This is a genomic window from Candidatus Dependentiae bacterium (genome assembly GCA_016191325.1).
GTDB lineage: Bacteria > Babelota > Babeliae > Babelales > JACPOV01 > JACPOV01.
Map to the genome: position 1 here is coordinate 1,157,289 of JACPOV010000008.1, position 24,694 is coordinate 1,181,982.

Sequence of the window (24,694 nt, forward strand, 5' to 3'; positions counted from 1 at the left end):
AAAGCAATGGCACAATTAAAATACGATAGATTACGTACACTCGTTATTGGTGTCTGTTTACTTGCAACGCCAACATATTCATTGTTGGTAGGCGATGAACCACAACCGCAAGAGAGCCGAACAAAACGTTCTAATAAAGCCAAGAAAAAAATTTTGTTCGATTACAATGGAAAACCGCTTGTCGATATTATAAATGAACTTGCTGCGCTCAAAGAATTAAATATTATTTTTCCTCAGGGCGCGCTTGCAATAACAACTAAAGTAACCTATCGCCTACCAGATAAAATAACGGTTGATCAAGCGTGGCAACAAGTTATCACATTGCTTGATCTTGCAGGATATACAATTCATCCTGAAGGTGATTTTTTAGAAATCGTTCGTGTAACAGACAACCCTAATATTATTCGTGAACCATTTACTCTGTATGTTGATCGGCCGCTCGAGGAACTTCCTAATTCTGAAGAAATTATTCGCGCTCTTTTTTACTTAAGCAATTTAAGCGTGAAAGTAACCGGCGCAGATATGACCAAAGTATTGCAAGATATGCTTTCGCCAAATGCAGATATTCGCCTTGATGCAAAAACTAATTCGATTCTGCTTACCGATAAATCGGTGAATATAAAAGGCGTAATGAAAATTATTCAAGAATTGGATCAAGGCGGATTGCGCGATACGATCGAAATTCTACCGCTCTACTATGTGAGCGCACAAGTTCTTGACGATCTCTTTAATAAGCAGCTTTTTGTGCCTCAGCAACAAAATGGGCAGCAGCAGCAAGCTCCTCAAGCTTCTTATTTTCCCCGCAATACCAAGGTGTTGGCACTTGAGCGCACCAATTCGCTCGTTATGATGGGAACTCCTTCAGCGATCGGTTTAGTAAAAGATTTTATTATTAAATATATCGATCGTCCGCTTGAATCTGGCGAATCGATCTTGCATCTTTATGATTTGCAATATTTGAACGCAACAAATTTCGCGCCGGTTTTGCAACAATTAGTTACTCCTTCACAAGCTACAGGATCGCAAACAACGGGGAAGGTAACCGGCCCGCGCCAATATTTTAAAGATGTTATTATCCAAGCAGAAATTACGCGCAAAACTGAACAAGTGCAGCCAACTCAGCCAGGTGGAACTCCCGCTGGTGCATCGTCGCCAACAACTGAAGGCACACAATTAGGCGGTAACCGTTTGATTATTGCAGCACGAAAAAAAGATTGGGTGCGTATTAAAAAGTTGATAGAAGATTTAGATAAACCGCAGCCGCAAGTTGCGCTGGAAGTTCTTTTGGTAGATTTGACTCTTTTAAATGATAAAATTTTAGGTGCACAGATTCGCGATAAAGCTGGATTTCAAAATAGCACTTCGCGAAAACTTAATTTCCAAAGTGCTCAATTAGCGGCGCCTGTTTTACCGCAAGCTCTTACTACGGATCCAATTAGTGGGTTGCCGGTATTACCGGGTAACGCTCTCATGGCAAATCTGTTGCAACTGATTACCGATCCGACAACCGGCGTTAACGGTAATATTGCGTCTAACGCGGCGCCTGGTTCACTTATCATTTCGTTAAATGATAAAAAATCTGGCGGCGTTTGGGCAGTTTTTCAACTTCTTAATCAATATGCAAATACGACGATTCTTGCACAGCCTTTCTTGGTGACCATGAATCATCAGCAAGCGACCGTGACGATTCAGCAGGAACGACTTTTGGTTGGTGATGCGGACACTGCAAATACTGCCGTTGCGCTCCGTTTTGAAACGGTGACGGCAGGTTTAACAGTTGATATTTTGCCGCATATTAGTTTGACCGGAAATGTTAACTTGCAAATTACGGTGAATTTGAACGAATTCGTTTCAAATTCGAGCAATAATCGCATTACGCGTGTTGTGCAATCATGCGCAAACGTTGGGAGCGGCGAAGTTTTAGCGATTGGTGGGCTCATAAAAAATCAGACAAATATTTCTACAAATCAGGTTCCACTTCTTGGCAGCATTCCCATAGTTGGTTGGTTTTTCAAAAATGAAGAAAAGACGACTCAGCGAAATAATCTTGTTATTTTTATTTCTCCAGTTATCATTGAGCCTCGCTTAAAAGGCGGGATCAACGAATTCACCACGCAAAAATTGGAATTCACAAAAAATGAAATCAATGAAGGTTTATGTTTCGAGAATCTTCGTGATCCAATAACGCGTTGGTTCTTCCAGCCCGATCGCGGACTTGGTGCGCATACCATTGAAGGTTATAAATATCATTCATTGCGAAAGCTTGATGGTCTCAATCCATTAGCACCAACCCAAGAACCGATCTTTACAGAAGCAACAGGAACTGCTGGAGGGGATGAAGATGAGGTTGCTTTTGAGCAAGAAAGTAGCAAGCTTAAAAAATTAGTAAGCAATGAAAAAAATCCGCTTTCTCATTCAAGCATGGAAAGAGCAAGTTGATCTTCAATGCTTAAAAGGCGATTGTATTTTGCTAAACGCTCGCCGCGCACGCATCCGCCAGCTTTAATTTGGCCTGCGCTTGTACCAACTGCTAAATCTGCAATGAACGTATCGTTAGTTTCTCCTGAGCGATGCGAAACAATGACATTGAATCCATATTCTTGGCAGAGTTGAATCGCCTGGAGCGTTTCAGTTACCGTACCAATTTGATTTGGTTTTATTATTGCTGCAGTTGCTGCGTGATTTTCAATACCGTGCCAAATGCGTGCAGGATCCGTTGCAAAAAGATCATCGCCAGCAATTTGTGTTTGTTCTCCAAGCACTTCCACGAGCGTTGCCCAGCCGGACCAATCATCTTGATCAAGAGGATCTTCAAGAGAATAAATAGGATATTCTTCGACCATACCTGCATACCATTCAATTAAATCGTTGCTGGTATATTTTTTTCTTCCGATTGTATAGGTATGATTTTTCGGGTTGAAAAATTGTGATGCGGCGCAATCGAGAGCAATCTTGAAAAGTTGTTCTCCCTCAAATTCTTCTATTGCTTGCACAATCAAATCGAGCGCTTCATAATCGTTTGCAACAAGAGGTGCAAATGCACCTTCATCACTCGTTGATGGCACTTCGCCTTCGGCAATAATGATCTCTTTGAGCACATTATGAAATGAGATTGCATGCTCAATCGCTTCGCGAAATGATTGGGTTCCAACAGGTAAAATTAAAAATTCCTGGATGCGTAATTTGTTATCCGCATGCGCGCCGCCGCTGATCATATTAAATAAAGGAAAGGGAAGCGTAACGGTTTCTGCTCCGCAAAGATTTGCGATCAGTTCGTACGGTTCTTGTTGGCATAAAAATGCTTGAGCGCGCAATATTGCAATACTTGCTGAAAGCATCGCGTTTGCGCCAAGTTTGCTTTTATTTTCGGTGCCATCAAGGCTTATCATTAATTGATCAAGTTCAATTACATTCGGCTCGAGCCCGATAATTGCATCCGATATTTTATTTTCTAAAATTTCGATCGCTTTTCTAACGCCGTTTCCTGCCAAGCGATCTCCGCCATCACGCATTTCAAATGCTTCGTATCGGCTGCGCGATAATCCTTCAGGAACTGAGGAATAAAATGACGAGCCATCCTCCAAAAAAAGTTGGCATTCAATTGTGGGAACGCCGCGTGAGTCGAAGATTTCTCGACCTTTTAATTTAATAATTTTCATGTTTCACCATCCTTTTTTGATCTTGAGCATACCGTATTGCCAAGTATTGCTGCTAGTGAATGAGCCTCAAAAGAAAAAAAGGTACTAATTTCAGGCATATTATTAAAAAAATAGATAACTTGATTGCGTAAATCTAGTTTGTTATCTTATAACTAAAAAAAATGAGAAGGATCTTTTTTATGACAGTTCACGTCAATATCGGAATTCCAGAAAAAAATCGCGCCGCAGTATGCAAGTTTCTGCAAGTACTGCTTTCTAACGAGTTTTTACTTTACACCAAAACGCTCAATTATCATTGGAACGTCGAGGGGCGCCAGTTTCATGATTTTCACGAATTTTTCAAAGAACAATATGAGCAAATGCTTGATATTGTGGATGAAGTAGCTGAGCGGATCAGAAAATTGGGCCATAAATCATACGGCACAATGGGACAGTTCTTAAAAGTAACAACGTTAGAAGAACACCATGCGGATAAAATGAGCGATCTAGAAATGATTAAAGATCTACTGCACGCTCACGAAGCAATTATTCAAGAATTGCGCAAAGATCAAGATAAGGCAATGGAACTTGGGGATCAAGGTACCAATAATTTTTTAATCAGTATGATCGAATCGCATGAGAAAATGGCATGGATGCTTCGCGCGCATTTGGTAAAATAATTTTTCTAACATGCATAAAATATAGAAAAGCGCGCTAATTTGCGCGCTTTTTCATTTTGTGCTAAACTTACTTTCGTTCTGTGCATCATTTTAGAAAGGGACTTATGAAATATGCTTCAGCACGAGCTTCAATTTTTTTACTTTTATCCATCTTGTCATTTGGTCATGATGCGAAAGCAATGACTCAGCAATTTTCAAGATTTTATCGTAATACTTTTTACAATAGAATTGAGGGTGATCATATTCGTGCCTTAGTTCAGACGAATGTTGGACACAGCGTCCGCATAGGAAAAAAACGTTTCTTTAAAAAAAGAGGTTTTGGTCCAGGTGGGCAAGCTGTCCTATTTGATCCAGAGTTATCGAGGTTCAATCGGGCTGTTTATTTGTGCCTTAATCACAGAAAAACGAAAACCGGCAAGTGGGACATTCGTGTTAAGGAACAACTCTATGAACGCCCGAATAATATTCATGTGCAATCTGTTCTTTCGAATGAATCTCCTTTTGGAATTATCAAAGCAACCACACAGCCAGAAACTTCTTTAGATTAATCGAGTAATCAATTAATCATCAAAACTGTTTTTTTTGCAGTTTCTTCAATTGATTATTAAATAATAGCATTGCTTGTTCCTAATTGTTTATTCTGAAAATGAGCAAGAAAGGGATGGGCGATGCGACCGCATTATTTGATGATTTGTTGTTTATTATCAATTTTTGCTTTTCAGCTTTCGTTTGCGCAATTATATGATGAAGATATCGAACGGCTTATGCTTACCAATGTTTCTAAATACATTGTGCTTGGTCACGTACTATTTCGTAAAGTTGAAGGTTTTGGGCCAACATTTTCTACTCTTCAAGCGCTTAGTGACCCGAGACTCTATTTTCTAGTGCCAGAATTTATTGTTTTTCATAAAAGGCGGGATCAATCTTGGGTTGTTGAAGATACTCCCGCTCATCTTGCACTGCCGCTCAGTAAAAAACAATTAAATTATAGAATGGCTAACCCACTGCCAATAATAGGTTTAAGATCAGTGCTTGGTGAATCAATTACGCGAGAAAAGAGCGGTCTTGATTGGTTTTTTACAAAAAATAAAATAACGAGAAAAATAGACAAAGCGTTAAGAATACAGAAGAAGATGGAGAGCAAATTCGAAGTTCATGAACAACGTTGGTTGAATCGAGAAAATGTTACGCGCTGCGTTGAACGCTTTAAATCCATGAGTGAAGAAACAAAATGCACGCATCCTGATCTTTTAAAATCTGCATCCCTAAAGGGCTCAGGTCGCTTTAAATTCTCATCGCAAAGTTCTAGAACCATTAAAAGAAATGGAAAATGCTCACGCAAAAATAGCAGAAATTTTACGCTCAAAAAAGGAGATTTTGAGCGTTATATGCTATCCCAAAAGCAAGAAAAATCAAATTAAGATTGGGATTGCTTCATTCGTAACCCATATTCACGCAATCTTTTTTCATCAACTGGTGTTGGCGCATCCATTAACGGATCGTGGCCACGCGCAGTTTTTGGAAATGCGATCACTTCTCTTATTGAGTGGGTATTAGTAAGAAGCATGATGAAGCGATCGATGCCGATTGCCAAACCGCCATGCGGAGGAAAGCCAAGCTCTTGCGCTTCCAATAAAAAGCCGAACTTATTTTCTGCTTGTTCTTTTGTCATGCCAAGCATTTCAAATACGGCAGATTGGCGCTCCGGATCGTGAATACGAATTGAGCCGCCCCCAAGTTCTACGCCATTAAGTACGATATCGTATGCACGTGCTTTAATTTCGCCGGGAGTTTTTCCCTGCCAGCCAGCTTGTGGCGCCGTAAACGGATGATGCTTTGCAACCCATTGGTTTGCTTCTTTATTAAATTCAAACATAGGAAAATCGGTAATCCACAGAAAATTAAGTTCGCCTTCTGGAATCATCCCCAATTCTTTTGCCACCTGGCAACGAAGACGGCCGAGCGTTTCCCAACTTTCATCGTATGGGCCAGCAATAACAAAGAGAACATCGCCTTTTTCTAAAAGGGGCAATTGTTTCTTGAGGCGCTCAAAAAAATCTGCCGGTAAAAATTTTGAAACTGGCGATTCAAGAGCATTCTGTTCGCCAACTTTAATCCAGAGCATTCCTTTTGCGCCAACTTGTTGCGCTTTTGCTACCCAGCCATCAAGCTCTGATCGTGAAAATTGTGCATTTTTAAGATACAAACAACCTATTTTTCCGTTTGCTTTTAGTACCGATTGTAAAAAACTGAGTTGAGTATCGGCAAAAAGAGTGGTGATATCGTTAATTTTTAGCTCATAACGCACATCAGGTTTATCAGAACCGTAGGTGGAAAAAGCTTCGTCGTATCCCATTCTTTTTAATGGAAGATTGAGTTCAATTTTGAAGACTTTCTTCATTATAAATTGAAGCATTCTTTCAATAACTGATTGGACATTTTGTTCATCGATGAACGACATTTCCAAGTCTAATTGCGTGAATTCCGGCTGGCGATCCATTCGAGTATCTTCATCCCGAAAACAACGAGCAATTTGATAATAACGCTCAAAACCTGCGGCCATTAACAATTGCTTATAAAGCTGGGGAGATTGCGCAAGGGCATAAAACGATCCCGGCTTAATACGAGAAGGAGTAAGAAAGCCGCGTGCACCTTCAGGCGTATCTTTAGTTAAAATTGGGGTTTCCATATCGTAGAAACCTTCTTGATGCAAAAAATCACGCATTGCAAAGAGAACATCATTACGAACGGTCAAATTTCGCTGCATCTGAGTGCGACGCAAATCTAAATAACGATATTTTAAGCGCAATTCTTCATCAACATCATTTTCATCAAGATTAAATGGCAGCGCTTTTGCTTTATTGAGAATTTCCAATTTGTTAACTTGAATTTCCCATTTTCCTGTTGGTAAATCTTTATTGGCTGTCTCTCCAGAACGTTCTACCACCTTGCCGGTAATAGAAATAACAAACTCTGAGCGCAACGCGTGCGCTTCTTTATGCGCTTGCTCAGAAAATGCTGGATTGAAAACGAGCTGAACTATGCCGCTGCGATCTCGCAAATCAATAAAAATAAGTCCCCCATGATCTCTGCGGCGAGAAACCCACCCAGAAAGGGTAACGCTTTTATTTAGATGCGATTCGTTTATTAATCCACAACCTGTGGTGCGGCTATAGTATTGCATGAAATTCATTCCTTGCTAAAATTTCGAGCTCTAGCAGCCAGCTTATCAGAAAGAGATCTTCCTGATAAGCCGCTTATTTGTTTAGTATCTGTATTCAAGGCCAACGTTGAGCGTGAACGCCGTATCAACGCCAAGTAATGGCAATTTATCGTCGGTAATACCAGTAACGTCGACGTTATCAAGAATTTTTAACTGATCTTTGCTCAGCGGTGTACCTTTAATATCTTTATAATGCGCTCCTGGGAAGAATACTGAACCAACCAAGAAGCCTTTAAGATCTTTGATCAATTCAACATCTATGAATGTATTGATTTCGGTTCCTAGGAAGTTTCTTGCAAAATCTGTCGGAGAGCTTTGGCCGGTTGCCACATCAAATTTCTTCGTGTGGAATGTTTGCCAATAGGTCAAAATATTTGGGCGCACGCCAACGGTACGTTTTGTTTTAGGGAACCAGTTCACGCTGCCGCCCACGAACATCAAGTTGGTAAATCCGCTCACGAGAGAAGGTAGTTCAGCCAATCCCTCTTCAGGGTTAGGCACGGTTAATGGTCGAGGAATTCGCCCAGCACCGCCTAAGAAGAACGCACTTTGCACACGGTTACCAGAATACAATTCTTGCAAACCAATAAATCCTTTGAAATTGCCATCGACAAGCGATCCATTTGGATCATCCAAATTTTGATTTGGATCTTCGTCACCCGTAGCATAACCGAAGGTTCCTGCGACGCGTACGGTGCGATTTTTCATCCAATATGCAACGTCAGCAACGATCATCCATCCTTCAAAAATATTGCGATGCGGATTTCTAAAACGATTCAGATCATTAAAGAGCTCAACGCCGCTTGGTAATGTTCCAATGCGCTGACCGTTTTGCGAAGCATCTTCGGCACTCGTATTAATAATTTGTTGCGCTTGTTTACCTTCAACGCTTGAAGTATCGTAGAACGCTTTAGCAGGTTTTGCCACGACGTTTGGATCTTGCGTAACTACGCGTGAGTTTACTACAACCACCGTTGCGTTTGGCGCAGTTGGCAATGCAGGGTTTGGAATAAATCTATTTTCAAAGTCTATGCGATTGCGATCAATGCCAAATACATCTTGCACGCCAAAGTTTTTTGCAAAATCAAATCCGCCTTCCCAATTGCCGTTGGTAAATTCTGATGCAAGGCCGATAGTACCAAGCTGTCCGCGTGAATCTGCAGGAATTTCTACAAGTTGCTCAGGCGCACGATTGTACATAATATACGGTTCGAATTGCAGGAATCCGCATGGTTGGCGAACTGGCGTCCAACGTAAGCGGCCGGCTACCACGAAATTAATTTTTCCTGGCCCGCGTTCTTGATCGAGGCGATGGCCAAAGTGCTGACCTCGATTCTTGAGAGATGTATTTGAAAAACTTCCGCTCTTATTTTCAAGAATTGCGCCGTAAACATCGTACGTCAATTTTGATGGGAAAAAATCACCAGAAAGTTTAAATCCGTATGCGTATTGGTCAATGGTGGTGTCGGAAAAGAAACCAAGGAAACGTTGGCTTACCGCAAATGCAGCACCGAGCGCAATCCCGCGGCCTAATTCAAATGGGAATGAACCAAGGGTAAAGAAATGATTATGATTAAATCCAAAAGCAAGTGCATCGTTTATGCAGAATTTAAGCCAGATTTCACGAATCCAAACCATGTTACGACTGATAAAGTGGCGATGTGGGCCGAAAACGACTTCAAGGAGTTTGATATCAGCATCTGTTGTAGCTGCGATACTTTCTGCATCTCCCCAAAGATTTTTATTTCGTAACGTGACAAAAAATTCGGTTGAATCATAACCAAGCACTTTTCTGCCATAGAGAAAATCGAAGTTGATATCGATCGTTGAACGATTGAGAAACAACCAGTCGCTGGTATTGTTATCGTTCAAGAGGTTACTATTTTTTGCAAAAAACGTTTCTGGTTTCCATTTGATTTGTATTTTGCCGGTTAAATTTCCAAGATCGAAAGCGAGTGGCGCTTTTGGAGGTAAAACACGTTGATACCGCTGTCTACCTACGGGCTTTTCTGTTTCAAGTGCGCATGCTTCATACGATGCTGGTGGGGCGCCTACTTCATCAGATACATCAGGCAAATTTTCTTCCTTGCTATTTTGCGTTTGTGGCTCAGCAATCTTTTCATAATAAATTTTTGTATCTGCTGGCTTAGCGGTAATAACGGACGCAGCGTTTTCAGCTTGAACAGAATAGAAAAAGAGTGCCGGTGCAAAAACGAAAAAAACAAAAAGTGGGGCGCGGGTGGTGAACTTCATACAATGCAAACCTTCGTGCAAATGCTCAAAATAATGGGTTTATAAATAACCCCAACTATTCTGCCTATGAGCAAGCAATGAGCAACAAGCAATTTTTACTCGTGCAATCAAGCTTTTTTGCCGGTACAATGAAATACAGCGGCCTGCCAAGACGGTTTAGGGGGCCCCGGAAATTTTTATTTTCTGGGAAAAACAGATGTGCGCCAATAACTACTCAATTTTTTACCAAAAATGTGATGAACTATTCAGCGACATTTAAGGATGCTATTTATCCTACTAATTTGCGTTATTTTGTCAATTAATGTCATAAAGGAAAAAGCGAATGGCAGCCAAAAAGAAACAATCTGAACTCCTGGTTGGAGCGCATATGTCCATCGCGGGTGGTTTTTATAAATCTATTGAACGTGCTGAGGCAGTAGGCGGTACGTGTATGCAAATATTTACAAAAAGCAATAAGCAATGGGCTGCAAAGCATATTGATCCCCAAGACGCGCAAGCTTTTAAGGATCGATGGGCAAATTCTTCAATCCATGCAGTTATTGCGCATGCGAGTTATTTAATAAATATTGGTTCTGCCCAAGCTACGTTGCGAAATAAGTCAAAGCAAGCAGTGCGTGAAGAATTAGAACGCTGTGCTTTATTAGGCATTCCCGCGCTTGTGCTTCACCCTGGGGCAGCGGTTGGCAGTTCTGCTCAAGAGTGCATTGAATTGATTGCAGAAAGCATCAATGAAGTTTTTGAAGAATTTGATGGGCCAACAATGCTTTTGCTTGAAAATACTGCAGGTCAGGGATCGGCAGTTGGAACAACGTTAGAGCAATTAGCAGCTATCTATAATCGTGTACATAAAAAAAAGCACGTAGGCATTTGCATTGATACGTGCCATGCATTTGTCGCCGGTTACGATTTACGTACGCCAAAATCGTATGATATTTTTTGGAAACAATTTGATGAATTGATTGGGATAGAAAAATTAAAAGCAATTCACTGCAACGATTCAAAAAAAGATTTAGGTTCAAAAGTGGATCGGCATGATGATATCGGCAAAGGGAAATTAGGAATTGAAGCATTTGCGTTGCTTATGAATGATGAGCGCTTTTTTGATGTGCCAAAAATTTGTGAAACTCCAAAGGGTGATCAGGAAGAAGTAAATGATGCGCGCAATATTTCAACACTTAAAGAACTTTTAACGAGTGCCAGCAAAAAGAAATTACAAAATATTTAGTCGGGGAACTGCACGTGAAGTTTTATGCATCAATTAATTCGATCATATTTGGATTTTTATTTTCGTGTTCTGTTGCAATGGAAACTCCTCTTGATTTGGAAAAGTCTGCCGAACAAGGAAATGCGATCGCGATTATTCAGATGGCGTCGAAGAAAAGTATTCAAGGAAAATATAGAGAAGGGTTGGCAATGTTTCAGCGTTATCATATTCGGCTTGCGCAAGATGACGCATGCTGCACAGATAAATCTCTTGGAATGAGTGCACTTAATCAAATAGAAAAGGTTTTATATAATCAGCAACAAAAAGCATTTTTAGTATACTTTAGAGATTTATCACAAGCAGAATATAATAAGCTGTTTCATGAACAATTGGATTGGATCGACAGCAAAATGAAATCTGATGTGCCGCTTCCAGAACCAATGTGGCTTGAAACATATTGTTTGAGCGAAAATAAAAAAGATTTATTTGTTCCATCTTCAGAGTGGTTTGCTAAGCGGGCTGAAGTGATAACCCAATTTAGATCGAAACTAGGTTAATTCATAAAGGATGCACATGAAACAAAAGAGTTATTTTTTTATTGTGAATGTAATGATGGGATTTTCACTTTTTGGTATGGAACTGCCAGATACTTTTTCAGCAACAAGAGAAAAATCAGAGATAGAGTCGAATCCAGTCATACAAAACTTGCTGGAGGTGCCAGTATTGATGAAATTAGCTTTAGGAAAGAGAAAAGCGCAAAATTTTTCTGAGTCAGTTGTCTACTACAACATGTTTAATTATCGCTTATTGCAAGATGCTGCATGCTGCAGAAATCTTTCACCAAAAGAATTGTGTACAGAGCTTGAGAAAGATTTTTCGCAAATAGATAATGAGCCTTATGCAAAGTTTGTTGATAAAGCTGACGAAAAATTGATCAGTCAAATTTCACTAGGGGCGCTTGAATGGGCTCAGGCAATGAATCGCGAAAAAAAATTGCCTGCGCCAAAATGGGTGCTAGAGTTTCAGCCCACAGTAGAATTTTATCATGAACATCAATGGCAAGAAAAAAGAAGTGCGGCTCTTGAAAATATAAGAATGGCATTTGAAGATGCATATGAGAGTGATAACTAAGAAAGCATCACTCCTTTTATCGAGCAGCTCATTGGTCGAAAATATAATGACGAGCGAAGTTTGGCTCACATCTGTGTCAAAAAATAAAGAAATATTATTCTAAATAAAAAGAAAATTAACATGAAAAAAATTTTTTGCGTAGTACTTTTATCTGCTCATTTAACTAATGCAATGACCGGTAAGACTGAAGTGCATGAAGTTATCGATCCATTAACGGGCGACGCTGCATATAATCTTTCGATTGAGAAATGCAAATCTGGGGATTATCATTCAGCTCTTTTGCTGCGATGTAGCGCTCGATTTTTGCGCGAATCGGAGATTGCGTGCGCAGAAAAACTTGAATCGTTTGGCGAAAAAGAAGAATTAGTTCTTCTCAATTACGATTGGTTAGATGGGCGATGGATACAAGCGGTGGGGCAAGGCCCCGCAACTCAGTATGCGAATTATGTCGCAAAACTTGGCGCCGAAAAAATAAACCATTATGGAAAACTCGAAGTAGAAAAACTGCAAGGGAAGAATTTTCCCGACCCAAAATGGGTTTTTATGAGATTAAAGCCCAAGGAAGAACGCGAAGCGGCAAGAAAACAGCTATTTGAAAAGTACTTGATCGATTCAAATAAAGTAACGAATAAAAATTAAAGAATTTGAAGATGTATCAAAATACGTTTTTAAGAAGAGAAAAGTATTAAAGACTTAAAAATAGAGAAGGCGCCCGAAATTCGAGCGCCTCTTTATTTTTTAATTTCTAAAAGTTGTTGTTGTCGTTGCGATTTTCTGAGCGACCTTCTGATCTTGGCTCAGCGGATGCGGAACCTTGGCCTTTTTTCTGGATTGATTCAAAGAATTCAGCATTTGTTTTATGCTTTTTCATCTTATCAATTAAGAATTCCATTCCTTCAACAGTGTTCATCGTTGAAAGGAATTTACGAATAATCCATGATTTATTAAGTTCATCTTCAGAAAGAAGAAGTTCTTCGCGGCGTGTACCAGAAACAAGTAAATCAAGCGCAGGGAAAACTCTGCGATTTGAGATTTTTCTACTCAAATGCATTTCCATATTGCCTGTACCCTTAAATTCTTCGTAGATGACTTCATCCATACGAGAACCTGTTTCCACAAGCGCAGTTGCAATGATGGTGAGCGATCCGCCTTCTTCTGTATTTCGCGCAGCACCGAAGAATCTTTTTGGGCGTTGCAATGCATTCGCATCGATACCGCCGGTAAGTACTTTTCCTGATGCTGGAGCAGTTGTGTTATACGCACGCGCTAAACGAGTGATTGCATCAAGCAGAATAACCACATCTTTGCCGCTTTCAACCATTCGTTTTGCTTTTTCAAGAACGATTTCTGCAACTTGAACGTGCCGCTCTGCAGGTTCGTCAAACGTAGAGCTGATTACTTCTGCATTTTTGTTTTTAATTGAGCGCCGCATATCTGAAACTTCTTCAGGGCGCTCGTCAATCAACAGCACAATCAAGAATATTTCTGGGTGATTTGCGAGGATACTTTGCGCAATTTCCTTAAGGAGCATTGTTTTACCCGCTTTTGGAGGAGCGACGATTAATCCGCGCTGCCCTTTACCAATAGGGGAAAAGATATCCATCAAACGAGTTGAAATAAAAGCTGGGTCAGATTCAAGATTAAATTTTTTATCAGGATGAAGCGGCGTCAGGCGATCGAAAATTTGGCGATCGGCAAGCACTGCTGGATCCATATTATTTACTTGATTAATTTTTAAAAGGGCAAAATATTTTTCGCCATCTTTTGGTTTGCGGATTACTCCGGTAACCATGTCGCCGGTGCGCAAATTAAAACGTCTGATTTGGGATGGTGATACATAAATATCATCCGGTCCTGAAACGTAATCGAATTTTGCTGATCTCAAGAATCCAAATCCGTCGGGTAATTTTTCTAATACTCCCCCTACCACGATCTCTTTATCAGGATTTGCTTGCATCTCCATAATATTTCTTATGAGCTCTTCTTTGAGCATAAGGCTTGCACCAACGACGCCAAGGCGGCGCGCTTGTTGATGAAGGTCCATAAGATTTAACTGTCTTAATTCTTCTGGTGTCATGAGAGAGGATCTCCTTAATGAGAGGTGATGAATGAATGTCCCTGTGGAAAATAAGAATCAGCCATTGAACGTGAAAGATTCTTGAATTAACGAGAAATAAGCCAACGTGTTGCTCAACACCATGTGAGCAGATAAACACTATTGGAATATGTCAGATTTTCTTTATTAAAAAACGTATTATCAAGTCAATGCAACGCACGTGGTACGCTGCAAGGCGTCAAGCATAGGTTATATAAAAATTGCCGAAAAACTACTTTGTTTCTTTATACAGTAATAGCATAACAGGATTTGCTATGTAAATTGTAGAGTATGCACCAAAAACTATTCCAATCAGGAGTGCAAGCGATAAATCGCGGAGCGCTTCGCCGCCAAAAAGCAAGAGGGCAATAACAACCAAGGTTGTTGCGCCTGTTGTCAAAATAGTACGGCGTAGGGTTTGGTTTATGCTGACATTTACAATGTGCTCAATCGAGCCCGTTCGCATATGTTTAATATTATCTCTAATTCTGGCAAAGATAACGATCGTATCGTTAATTGAATAGCCCAAAACAGCCATAATTGCGCCAATAACGTTCATAGAAATTTCTTTGCCGGTGATCAAAAAGAAAAGCAAGATCACTATCGCATCGTGGAACAATGAAACAACTGCGCCGGCACCATAAGCAACCGACCAGAAGCGCCATGCAATGTAAATAAGCATTAAAATAAGGCCAAAAATGACCGCTTTCATAGAGTTCCAGCTTAATGCTTTGCCTATTCCTTCACCGATGCTATCAATTTGGAGAACTTTTACCGTGTTATCACTGAGTTTTTCTTGAATTGTTTGGCGTACTTTTTCTCCAAGTATCGCTATATCTTCAGGTACATCTTTGGTACGAATAAGAATTTCTTTATCAGAAAACTCGCGCGTGGTGATTCCAGACCATCCCTGATGCTCTAAAATTTCAACAACTTCGCTGCTTTTCATCGGTTTTTCAAATCCAAGAAGCAATTGTGTGCCGCCCGTGAACTCAACGCTGTAGTTAAAAATCTGACCTGTGGTCATTTTTTTATATGCAGCAACGCCAACAAAGCTGACGATAATAGCTGCTGAAAGTAAAGCATAAAGAAAACGGTATTTTAGAAAATCAATCATGCACTCTCCGATCAAAAGAATCTTTTCATACGTGGTAAAGACAAGAACTTACCTGCTTTTTATAGCAAGGTTTTTCAGAGAAATCAAATCGGCGGTAATTTAAAATTATTACTGACGAGGTAAAACAGAAACGAATTTTCGTCCCTTGCGGCCGTAATGGAACTTTACTTCTCCTGCAGCAAGTGCAAAAAGAGTATCATCGCCGCCCAAACCAACAGAGCGTCCTGGGTGAACCACGGTACCGCGTTGACGGACGATAATTTCGCCGCCAGAAACTTCTTGGCCATCAAAAAGCTTGATGCCCAAACGTTTGCTCATACTATCGCGGCCGTTGGATGTTGAACCACCCGATTTACTAGTTGCCATCGTTGTTCCTTAGAAGATAAAATACTTTTTTTATAGCTAACGGAATTCGTTAGAATTGAAAATCTGTTATCAAAATGCCTAAATTCGTTCTAAATGTCAATAACGGTCAAAATCAGAGGTCTTTTTTTGATGAATTCAAATGTGAAATATTTTCGCAAAAAGGCAATTTTAGGCCTTATTTAGGGAAAATATTTCTATTTGTTTCACGTTGGGGTCTTTTTATAACATTCATAGAGCGGTAAAATATCAATGAATCGAGTTAGAAAACAACAGTAAAGGGATATTATGAAAATAGTTATGCTGGCGTTTTTTTTAGGGTCTTGCGCAATTAACTGTATGGAAGATTATAAATTAAATAGACAGAAAACATCTATTCCTAGCCCACCAACAACTCCTAGATCGAATCCATATGCAGTGATTACACCATACGACACCCTGAGTTCCAAGGCGCAGGCAGAACAGAAAGATATAGCTAGTATCAGCTTTTATGCCAATGTTCCTACGATTGATAAAGGGGACGTAGACCCAAATAACATAGGTAGTAATAGATCAAGCATTGAATTAAACATTTTAAAAAAAGAACCAATAAAGGAGGATGCGGAAAAATCAGAGAAAAAGAAAAAAGATGACTGGTTTTACAGAGCTTGTGCGCGGCATATGAAATTGAACGCAAACCCTACTGCGCCTAAATCACAAATGATGAAAACGTTAAATTTGAATAAGCTTGAAATCGATCAACGAGATGGAGGAATCCCGGGATACCTAGAGGCAAGTAAGAGAATTCATAAAGCCCTAAAACATGATACAAAAATCTCAAAAGGCGATTTGGCATTCTTTGTGCCTGAAATTTTCAGGATTGAGTCTAATTTCCTCAAAACTTTGCCGGATGAATTTAGCCAACTCGCGTCAGTTCTGCGCGAACTTTCCCTTGCAGGAAACCAGTTTGACGAAATACCGAAAGTTGTTAATAAACTAAAAAAACTCGTGACGCTCAATGTTTCTGAAAATCCGATAAAAGAGATCCAGTGGGAAAATGTGAAAGAAATAAAAACGTTAAAGAAGTTGCTTTATTCAGGTAAAACCAAATGTGTAGGGAATTTGCTTCAAGGTATTGCTGAGAAGATAGATTAATACCTGAGAATAAATCATTAGAAAAGATAATAATTTCGGGGAAAGGTGATTTATTCAAAAGCATTCTTGTCAGCTTTAGTCAGAAAATATAAAATCATAGGGCATTATTTATACTATTTTTTAACTACTGCGAGGCTTTTATGAAGTTTATTTTAAAATTTTCGATGCTGAGTTTATTGAGTTTTCCAATTTCAACGTTTGCTATGGAATCTAAACCGCAAATGGGAGGGCTCGAAAAGAATTGCAGAAAAATTGTTGCGTACGCCTCAGCATACAAAATGAAAAAGCATGGACGCGTCAGTGCATCCCAAATGTCGACATTGGAGCTTGGCGGCAATGAAATAGAAGATTTAGAATCTTATATCAATAAGGCTGAATTGATTTCGCGAATGAATAAAGCTGTCGCGGCGCCAACCGAGAGTGAATTGTTATTATTGCCTATCTGTTCGCTTGATCTAGGAACTAACAAATTAAATAAAATCCCTGATTCTTTTGAATTTTTAATCCCCTCGCTCACCACGCTTGATATTTCGAATAATTGTTTTGAGACGATTGCGCCTATCACCCAATTTACAAATCTAAAAAGACTTTATGCATCGAGTAATACGATTGACAAGATCGAAGCGTCTGACTTAAATAAGCTTTCTCAGCTTCAAGTGCTTACGGTAGACCAAAAAACAAAACTCGCTGGTGATCTAACGCTTTCACTCAAACGATGCGAATCGGGTGGCAAATTAATGAGTTACCATTTTTTCCAGAAATAGAGATCTGCTAATATTTGTTTAAAAGGGCGTCCCTAGACGCCTTTTTTTAATTCAAGAAATTGCATCACACAATGGACAATTATTTTATGAATTCAGCTATTAAACTTATTATGCCGCTTTGCTTTTCTCTTTCTTTGAATGCAATGGAGTTCAAAACGGAATCTGTGGGGGATATCCCGTTTGCAAGAGCAGCTCAGCAAATACTTTGTCTCAAACTTGCAAAGTATCCTTTATATAAAGGTACGCAGCAAGAGAGGGAGACGTTGGAATGTCGGGAAAGAGGGTTGCGTGATAAAGATGAGCTGGAAAGGTATGTGAAGCAAGTTGCAACCGCGCTTGCGTTGGATGCAAATTTCAAAAAACCTACCGATTCTGATCTTAAGCAGTTTCCTGTGCGATACCTCGAATTGGAAGGAAATGAGCTAGCAGATCTGCCGGAATCTTTGGGAGATCTTGCGGGAGAACTTACATCTCTTGATATTTCTTGCAATCAATTTGAAAAATTTCCCGCGATTGTATCTAAACTAACGAGCTTAACAGATTTAAATATTGCAAACTTTGATCTGGAACTGCAAAAGGATAATCTCAAAGCGCTTACTAATCTTACTCGATTAACGCTATCATCAAAAATGCAGAATCAATTTGACGCGAGTAATTTGCCATTCGTCAATTATGAAAAATCGAAGGAAGAAGTAAGTGATTGGCGTAATACGTGCCATGGCAATATGAGATACGTAACCTATAAAAAAAATATAAATTCTAAGAAATAATGTAAAAAGGGCGCACAGTCAAAAAGGTGCGCCTTATTTTTTATTGTCCGCTTAAATTATTCACGAAATTAATATCCCATGCTTCTTGTGGAATGTCTGCCATTTCAATTTTTTTCCAATGGCTGAGTGATTCTTTAAAATGCGGTTCAGCTAAATATAATAATCCTTGCGCGAATCTTCTAATTTCCCATTGCGCGCCCGCGTGCAAGCGCAATTTCATAAAATGCATAAGCGAATGCAAATTGCAGGTGAAAATAAATTCTGTATAGGTGCAAACAGGAAGAAGCGCTCGTGCTTGTTCGCGCGCAACGCCTGCCGCAAGAAGCGCTTCGTATGCGTACACCGACTGCTCGAGCGATTTTTTATACGTTGCCAATAATTCTTCATTCTGAAAACTGCCAAGTGAACTTTGTTTATTCACCGTATCTTGCTGGCGCCATGTTTGCGGAATATAAAATTCAAGCGCCGATTTTACGAATCGATAACTAATTTCATTATATGAATTCATGCGATGGCGAAACCATTGGCGTGCGATAAATATTGGTGCTTTAACGCGAAATGAAAGTTGGTTATGTTCAAATGGGCTGGTATGGCGATGCTCCATTAAAAAATGAATTAATTTTTTATCGCGTTCTGAAAGCTCTGTCGAAAACTTGCCGTATGAAACACGCGCAGCATTTACGATATCAAGATCCGATCCTGAAACGCGTACTAATTCAATGGCGCTAATTCCATCTCCAAGGGGATCAATGCTTTTAGTTTCATTGATTTGAATAGTTTCTGTATCAAGTTGAGTATTCATATGTTTTCTTTCATGAATGAGAATTATTTTTATATTTTTAGTCTACGGGATTTATAAAAAAATAAAATCTATGTTAAATATGCGCAGCTGGATTCCCTTCTCTTTAATTTTTAAATTTTGTTTAAGTAAACTTACTAGGTATCCAAAAGGAGGTTTTAATGAAAAAAGCTTCGGTATTTATTTCTTTACTGTGCTGTGCAAATCTCAGCGCAATGGATTGGAGTAAATCTTCGTTTAATACGTCTAAAAAAGAAAAGCGCTCATCGTACAACGCGAACTTTAATCTAACAGACAGCAGCAGTGAGCTTTATACTCAAGTGATGTGCACCCCCAAAAAAAAGGAAAAAAAGCCGAACGATAAGTTTAAAATTCTTTGTAAAAAATTTATGTATTTTCAGTTAGTTACGAATCCCAATCTACGATCCCTTAACGCGGATGAATTAACGAGTTTTTATATCACGCTTGATTTATCGGGCCGTGCCATCAAAAATTTACGGAATTATCTCAAAGAATCAGTTTTCGCTTTCCATTTGAGTACGGGGAAAAAACCAAAACAAAAAGACCTTGAAGCTTTCAGCGTTCATATTATGGATTTATCAAATAACAGGCTTTCATCATTGCCAAAGGGATTTACGCAAGTAGCGCAATGTGTTAAATGGGTTGATATAAGTAAAAATAGATTTGACGAAGTACCGCCAGTATTTGAATTGTGTAAAAGCTTAAAATTTCTGAATATTGTTGAAAACGGGATTAAAAGCATCCCAGATTGGACCGACAGATTTGCAGTTCAACCTCCCCATGCAAAAACCAAAAAAAATGATAGTAAATCGGAAAAAACCAAGAATTAGTTTGCTTTTTGAGTAGCTGCCTATAAAAACTGCCTGGCAAGCCGTCTTGGTTTGACTATTTGTAATAATAATATATCCTTATTAATAGATGCGGGCTTCTTGCTTGAGCATTATTAATTAAGAATGGGGTTATTATGAATAAAAAAAATTTCTCAGTATTTACTCTCGCCTTCCTTTTTATTGCCACGCAGGCGCAAGCTTCTTGGTATGAAAGCTTTACGCCTGTTTTACCACATTTTCCTATCGCATATTCTTCATTATTAACGGCATGCGATATTGCGCGCGATAAAATAGTTTCAGCTGTGCAACATCCTGCTGCGGGTTGGATTGTTGCTGGCATTACTGCGGCTACTGGATTATATCTTTATCAAAAGCAGCAAAAGAAAGCAGCTGATCAATTGGCACTTAAAGGGAATCAGATTACGCGAATTATAAATCAAAATAAAAAAGCATTGGTTAAACAAAAAGAGCAATTTAATGAAGCTTACAAAGATCTTGGATTGATGTATGAGGCCTCAGGGGCTTCTTTGCGTGGCGAATATTTACACTTAAAACGTGAAAATGCGAACTTAAAAACAATGGTTCAAGAAAAAGAACTACACATTAAAGATCTTAGAGACGAAATTGAAGATTATGCAAAAGAGAGAATGCAGCTGGAGAAAATCATGAACCATTCTCAATCGCAACTATTTGAATCGGTGGGTGTGAAAAAACATCATCTACAGGATTTAGAGGAAATGCATCGACTTACTTTGTCACCTCAAACCAATCACGTCCAGAACGCGTAGAAACTTCGAGTGGTACTTTCCAGAGTACCACTTTTTCTAGTGTTTCCCGCACTAGTTTTTCAGTTTTTTCCAGTTCATTTTCAGGAACAGAAAGCAATAATTCATCGTGAATTTGAATAACCATTTTGCCGCTCAGGCGATGCTCTTTAAGTAACTTCTCAATATGAATCATCCCCAATTTCATTAATTCTGCAGCGGTTCCTTGAACGCGCGTGTTGATCGCCATTCTTCGTGCTAAATCAAAAAGATTTTTGTTCTTTTCATGAATACCTGGCAAATAGCGGCGACGGCCCCAGTAAGTGGTTACGTATCCTTTTGCTTTGGTTTCTTCAACTACTTGTTCCATCCATGCAGAAACGCGTGGATACTGCGCAAAATAAGTATCAATATATCTTTTTGAATCGTTGAGCGGGATTTTTAAATCTTTCGAAAGTCCGTACGGCGTTAATCCATATAAAATACTAAAATTTATTCGTTTACCTACTTGGCGCTGTGCATGCGTTACGTTTTCGCGAGCAACACCAAAAATCTTTGAAGCAGTTTGTTGGTGAATATCGATGTTATGCAAAAACGATTCGATTAAATTTTCATCGCGCGAAAATTCTGCCAAAACGCGCAGCTCGATTTGGGAATAATCCGCAGAAAGAAAAACGCAGCCCTCTGGGGCTTTGAATGCTTTTCTAATTTGTATATCTGGAAAATTTTCAGAATCGGTTGGGATATTTTGTAAATTAGGATCGGAGCTTGAAAGGCGACCAGTAGCTACTTGCGTTTGGCTAAAGGTGCTGTGAATTCTTCCCGTTTTTGGATTAATATATTCTGGAAGCGCATCAATATACGTACTTTTTAATTTGAAAAGCTCTCGATATTTTGCAATGAGGCCTGGAACTGGATGCAACTGCGCAAGTTCTTCAAGCACTTCTTGATCGGTTGAATACCCAGTTTTTCCCGTTGTCTTTTTTTGCGTTGGTAATTTAAGATGCGTAAAAAGGAGCGCTTCAAGTTGTTTTGGAGAATTGAGGTTGATTTCTTTAAACTCATCGCCGATCAGCGAAATGATTTTCTCTTGTAAAGCTTTCAAATCTTTTGCAGCACGTTCGCCCAGATCTTCAATTACTTTTAGATCAAGTTCGATACCGACTTTTTCCATGTCGGTGAGCACTTGTACGAGCGGGAGTTCAATTTCATGATAAAGTTTTTCCATTCCTTTATCTTGTAATTTATGTTCGAGCAATGAAGTGAGCTGCAGGGTTTGATGCGCATCGGCCGCGCCGTATTCGGTTGCTAATTTCAGCGGCACTTGAGGAAATATTTTATACCCATTATTGGTAACCACATCCGCAAATGAAAGCATCGGTTCGCTAAGAAAATGCTCCGATAAATACTTTAGGCCAATCCGCTGCCAATCTTCGGTAATCAGATGTGCAGCAACGAGTGTATCAATTACTAACCCGCGCACATCGATTCCGGCATTGAAAAAAACTTGAAGATCGAATTTTGCGTGATGCATAATTTTTTTAATGGTTTCATCTTCAAGTAGCGGCTTGAGCACAGAAAAAATTTCTTCTTTGGTAAGTTGCGTTTCAGTTGTTTGGTGCGCATACGGAATATAGTATGCAGTTCCCTTTTCCATGCATACCGAAAATCCGCACATGTATCCTTGCATTGGTAGAAGGCCAGCGCCCTCAGTATCGATCGAAACAATTCGCTTGGCTTTAATTATATTGGCAATTTCATCGAGTTGCTCGCGTGTTGTGACCGTAATAAAATTATATTTTTCCGCATTCGAAAGAGAAATTTTTTGCTGATAAGCCGGAACGCCGCCTTCAGATTTAATTTCTTTAATGAGGCTATTAAAATTAAGTTCTTGAAAAAATGGTAACGCTTTCTGCCAATTATTCGCATCGTATTTCCATTCACTCAAGCTTGTATGCAGCGGAATGTAATGCAATTTAAAAAGTTTTTCGCTCAGGAAAGCATTTTCCTTATTTTGAGCGAGCAATTGCCGTGTGCGTTCTTTTGGCACGCGTTCAAGATGCGCGTAAAGATCTTCAAGTGAATTAAATTCTGTAACTAATTGCGTGGCACCTTTTTCGCCAATTCCTTTTACGCCCGGAATATTATCAGAGGAATCGCCAACGATTGCAAAATAGAAGGGGAGTTTTTCTACCGGAAAACCCATTTTTGCTTCAAACGCAGGGCGATCGATAACGATATCTTTAAACGGATCGAAAATAAGAATTGATTCATCAATTGTTTGGCCCATATCTTTATCGGATGTTACCAGAACAATTTTAACCCCATTATTTTTTAATTCTTGGGCAATCGAGTACATCAAATCGTCCGCTTCAACGCCGGTTTGTTGGCATTGGCCGATGCCAACCATTTCAGCAAATTGCTGGATAAGTTCTTTTTGGCTGAATAAATCAATCGGAGCTGCTTGCCGCGTTGCTTTATATTCCGGATATTGTTCGTGCCGAACCGTTTTGCCGCGACTATCCCAAACTAAACTCAAATATTCTGGTTTAAATGTATCGCTTAATTTCTTAAGCATTCGGCAGAATCCAAAGACTGCTTGCACTGGAGCGCCGGTGATGGTGTGTAGAGGGCGCATGCTATAATAAGCGCGATACAGAAAGGATGAGCCGTCTATTAAAAATAATGTTTTTTTAGGATCGAAGGGTGATTGAGTCAAAAGAAAGTTCCTTCAAAAGCGTTTATTTTTGACTATAGCGCAAATTGAACGAATTTTCTACGCGCGGCTTTTTTCACGATTATCTTGCCAGATCATTAAACACAGGAGCACACTCAATCCTGCGGCAAAGAAGCACCAAACAGAAACGACCGCATAATGATAAAGAAGATACGCGATCGCGTACGATAGAATAACTAAAATGCCAAAAAATTGCGCAACCCGACGCGGTGCAATCAAAAAGGGTAAAAACGTAGCCATTAAATAGGCGATTGAACTTAATACTCCGTAATGTTGCGTATAATCAAAATTATAAACAATGTGACGGTGCTCAATAAGTAGGGCAAACGGGGTTGTGAATAAATAATAGCCAAAGAACGTGCTCACCATACAGCCCCAAATAACGAGCAGAGAAGATCGGATATTTTTGATCCGGTGATAAAAGACATGCAGGGACAGCGGAATCCATAGCGGCCATGTGATAAAGGCAAAAAATAGAAATACATATGCAGCCGGATACTGCAAAACCTGTAGAGATGGCCGACCAATAGTTAGCCAAACGATACCTTCTGCCGCCTGTTGAAGTGCAAAAAAAATGGGAATGAGGGAAAGCATGCGTTGTGATTTATGGTGAACCAGGCGATATGCAGCTATTCCTATGATGGCAAGAACCCCACTCATTGCAAAGCTAGCGGTAGCTGAAAAGCACATACGAACTCCCTTTTTTATAGTGCGGATACATTAGCTTTAACCTATCCTAGGTGGCCGCGAGAATTAAAGAATTCTCTCTGACAAATGCTCTAACAATTGATACAATGGATACTAATGGAGTAGTTTAAGAGCAAAAAAGGGGTTGAATATGCGTATTTTTGCTCTTCTATTGTTGCTGGCTTGCTCGATAAAAGTTTTTGCTTGGCCCAATTATAATCGGGAAAGGGAAAAAGCGCTTGTGGCACTCGCGTCTTTAAGCGTCAGGTACTGTGATATTTGTGATCATGTGAATACATTAAAGGCAGAGAAAGATACAGCGCACGCGCGCGCTGGGATTGAAGAAGAAATTAAAAAGAATGAAAAATTACGCGAGCAAGCTTTTGAAAAGTTTGTTAGAGCCCATGGATTGTATAATGCTTCTTGCCCTACGTCGAAAAATTTAAAAGCAATAAGCAAACTTGTTAAAGAAACATAACTATAA

The 24,694-nt window shown here is 39.5% G+C and carries 23 protein-coding genes; 14 read left to right on the forward strand and 9 right to left on the reverse strand.

Annotated features, from left to right (window positions below):
• Window positions 1-6: 6 nt before the first annotated feature.
• Entirely contained in the window at window positions 7-2,439 is a 2,433-nt protein-coding gene (locus HYX58_06060) for a hypothetical protein (GenBank protein ID MBI2775547.1), read from the forward strand.
• Here HYX58_06060 and eno read toward each other — a convergent pair.
• A complete protein-coding gene (gene eno, locus HYX58_06065; GenBank protein MBI2775548.1) occupies window positions 2,412-3,659 on the reverse strand; it encodes a phosphopyruvate hydratase in 1,248 nt (415 codons plus the stop codon). The genes HYX58_06060 and eno overlap by 28 nt on opposite strands.
• A gap of 179 nt (window positions 3,660-3,838) precedes the next feature.
• Between eno and HYX58_06070 the strand changes: the two genes are divergently transcribed.
• The 3 genes from HYX58_06070 (at window position 3,839) to HYX58_06080 (ending at window position 5,739) form a co-directional block, all read left to right on the forward strand.
• The gene (locus tag HYX58_06070; protein ID MBI2775549.1) at window positions 3,839-4,318 is read left to right on the forward strand and encodes a DNA starvation/stationary phase protection protein; all 480 of its coding nucleotides are present in this window, start codon (window positions 3,839-3,841) and stop codon (window positions 4,316-4,318) included.
• 104 nt (window positions 4,319-4,422) lie between these two features.
• Complete coding sequence (locus HYX58_06075) at window positions 4,423-4,866, forward strand: hypothetical protein (protein MBI2775550.1); 444 nt, start codon at window positions 4,423-4,425, stop codon at window positions 4,864-4,866.
• 120 nt (window positions 4,867-4,986) lie between these two features.
• Complete coding sequence (locus HYX58_06080; protein MBI2775551.1) at window positions 4,987-5,739, forward strand: hypothetical protein; 753 nt, start codon at window positions 4,987-4,989, stop codon at window positions 5,737-5,739.
• Here the strand turns inward: HYX58_06080 and aspS are convergent.
• Together aspS and HYX58_06090 are read right to left on the reverse strand one after the other, a co-directional pair.
• Window positions 5,736-7,502, reverse strand: coding sequence for an aspartate--tRNA ligase (gene aspS / locus HYX58_06085; GenBank protein MBI2775552.1), 1,767 nt, complete (start codon window positions 7,500-7,502; stop codon window positions 5,736-5,738). The genes HYX58_06080 and aspS overlap by 4 nt on opposite strands.
• An 81-nt stretch (window positions 7,503-7,583) precedes the next feature.
• On the reverse strand, window positions 7,584-9,794 hold the full coding sequence (locus HYX58_06090) for a hypothetical protein (GenBank protein MBI2775553.1): 2,211 nt from the start codon (window positions 9,792-9,794) through the stop codon (window positions 7,584-7,586).
• A gap of 367 nt (window positions 9,795-10,161) precedes the next feature.
• Between HYX58_06090 and HYX58_06095 the strand changes: the two genes are divergently transcribed.
• From HYX58_06095 to HYX58_06110, 4 genes are all read left to right on the forward strand, one after another.
• Complete coding sequence (locus HYX58_06095; protein ID MBI2775554.1) at window positions 10,162-11,019, forward strand: deoxyribonuclease IV; 858 nt, start codon at window positions 10,162-10,164, stop codon at window positions 11,017-11,019.
• Window positions 11,020-11,033: 14 nt separating this feature from the next.
• Window positions 11,034-11,555, forward strand: a complete 522-nt coding sequence (locus HYX58_06100; GenBank protein MBI2775555.1) for a hypothetical protein — start codon at window positions 11,034-11,036, stop codon at window positions 11,553-11,555.
• 16 nt (window positions 11,556-11,571) lie between these two features.
• Window positions 11,572-12,129, forward strand: coding sequence for a hypothetical protein (locus HYX58_06105; protein MBI2775556.1), 558 nt, complete (start codon window positions 11,572-11,574; stop codon window positions 12,127-12,129).
• Window positions 12,130-12,249: 120 nt separating this feature from the next.
• On the forward strand, window positions 12,250-12,768 hold the full coding sequence (locus tag HYX58_06110; protein ID MBI2775557.1) for a hypothetical protein: 519 nt from the start codon (window positions 12,250-12,252) through the stop codon (window positions 12,766-12,768).
• 106 nt (window positions 12,769-12,874) lie between these two features.
• Here the strand turns inward: HYX58_06110 and rho are convergent, their stop codons facing one another.
• From rho to rpmA, 3 genes are all read right to left on the reverse strand, one after another.
• Window positions 12,875-14,206 carry a transcription termination factor Rho gene (gene rho / locus HYX58_06115; protein ID MBI2775558.1) on the reverse strand — a complete coding sequence of 444 codons (1,332 nt, stop codon included), beginning with the start codon at window positions 14,204-14,206 and terminating at the stop codon, window positions 12,875-12,877.
• Window positions 14,207-14,456: 250 nt separating this feature from the next.
• Window positions 14,457-15,341 (reverse strand): protein translocase subunit SecF, encoded by an 885-nt coding sequence (secF, locus tag HYX58_06120; GenBank protein MBI2775559.1) that lies wholly within the window; start codon window positions 15,339-15,341, stop codon window positions 14,457-14,459.
• 108 nt (window positions 15,342-15,449) lie between these two features.
• Window positions 15,450-15,707, reverse strand: a complete 258-nt coding sequence (gene rpmA, locus HYX58_06125; protein ID MBI2775560.1) for a 50S ribosomal protein L27 — start codon at window positions 15,705-15,707, stop codon at window positions 15,450-15,452.
• A 336-nt stretch (window positions 15,708-16,043) separates the two neighbouring features.
• On the opposite strand from rpmA, the gene HYX58_06130 reads away from it, so the two are divergent.
• The 3 genes from HYX58_06130 (at window position 16,044) to HYX58_06140 (ending at window position 18,372) form a co-directional block, all read left to right on the forward strand.
• On the forward strand, window positions 16,044-16,838 hold the full coding sequence (locus HYX58_06130) for a hypothetical protein (protein MBI2775561.1): 795 nt from the start codon (window positions 16,044-16,046) through the stop codon (window positions 16,836-16,838).
• Window positions 16,839-16,978: 140 nt separating this feature from the next.
• Window positions 16,979-17,602 carry a leucine-rich repeat domain-containing protein gene (locus HYX58_06135; GenBank protein MBI2775562.1) on the forward strand — a complete coding sequence of 208 codons (624 nt, stop codon included), beginning with the start codon at window positions 16,979-16,981 and terminating at the stop codon, window positions 17,600-17,602.
• An 86-nt stretch (window positions 17,603-17,688) separates the two neighbouring features.
• Window positions 17,689-18,372 (forward strand): leucine-rich repeat domain-containing protein, encoded by a 684-nt coding sequence (locus HYX58_06140; protein MBI2775563.1) that lies wholly within the window; start codon window positions 17,689-17,691, stop codon window positions 18,370-18,372.
• Window positions 18,373-18,412: 40 nt separating this feature from the next.
• On the opposite strand, the gene thyX is transcribed toward HYX58_06140, so the two are convergent.
• Entirely contained in the window at window positions 18,413-19,174 is a 762-nt protein-coding gene (gene thyX, locus HYX58_06145; GenBank protein MBI2775564.1) for an FAD-dependent thymidylate synthase, read from the reverse strand.
• Between the two features lie 158 nt (window positions 19,175-19,332).
• On the opposite strand from thyX, the gene HYX58_06150 reads away from it, so the two are divergent.
• Window positions 19,333-20,022, forward strand: a complete 690-nt coding sequence (locus tag HYX58_06150) for a hypothetical protein (protein MBI2775565.1) — start codon at window positions 19,333-19,335, stop codon at window positions 20,020-20,022.
• Between the two features lie 134 nt (window positions 20,023-20,156).
• The gene (locus tag HYX58_06155; protein MBI2775566.1) at window positions 20,157-20,810 is read left to right on the forward strand and encodes a hypothetical protein; all 654 of its coding nucleotides are present in this window, start codon (window positions 20,157-20,159) and stop codon (window positions 20,808-20,810) included.
• Here the strand turns inward: HYX58_06155 and polA are convergent.
• Window positions 20,770-23,505 carry a DNA polymerase I gene (polA, locus tag HYX58_06160; protein MBI2775567.1) on the reverse strand — a complete coding sequence of 912 codons (2,736 nt, stop codon included), beginning with the start codon at window positions 23,503-23,505 and terminating at the stop codon, window positions 20,770-20,772. The two genes, HYX58_06155 and polA, sit on opposite strands and share 41 nt — an antisense overlap.
• 57 nt (window positions 23,506-23,562) lie before the next feature.
• Window positions 23,563-24,213 carry a hypothetical protein gene (locus HYX58_06165; GenBank protein ID MBI2775568.1) on the reverse strand — a complete coding sequence of 217 codons (651 nt, stop codon included), beginning with the start codon at window positions 24,211-24,213 and terminating at the stop codon, window positions 23,563-23,565.
• 148 nt (window positions 24,214-24,361) lie between these two features.
• Between HYX58_06165 and HYX58_06170 the strand changes: the two genes are divergently transcribed.
• A complete protein-coding gene (locus tag HYX58_06170; GenBank protein MBI2775569.1) occupies window positions 24,362-24,688 on the forward strand; it encodes a hypothetical protein in 327 nt (108 codons plus the stop codon).
• The last annotated feature ends 6 nt before the right edge of the window (window positions 24,689-24,694 follow it).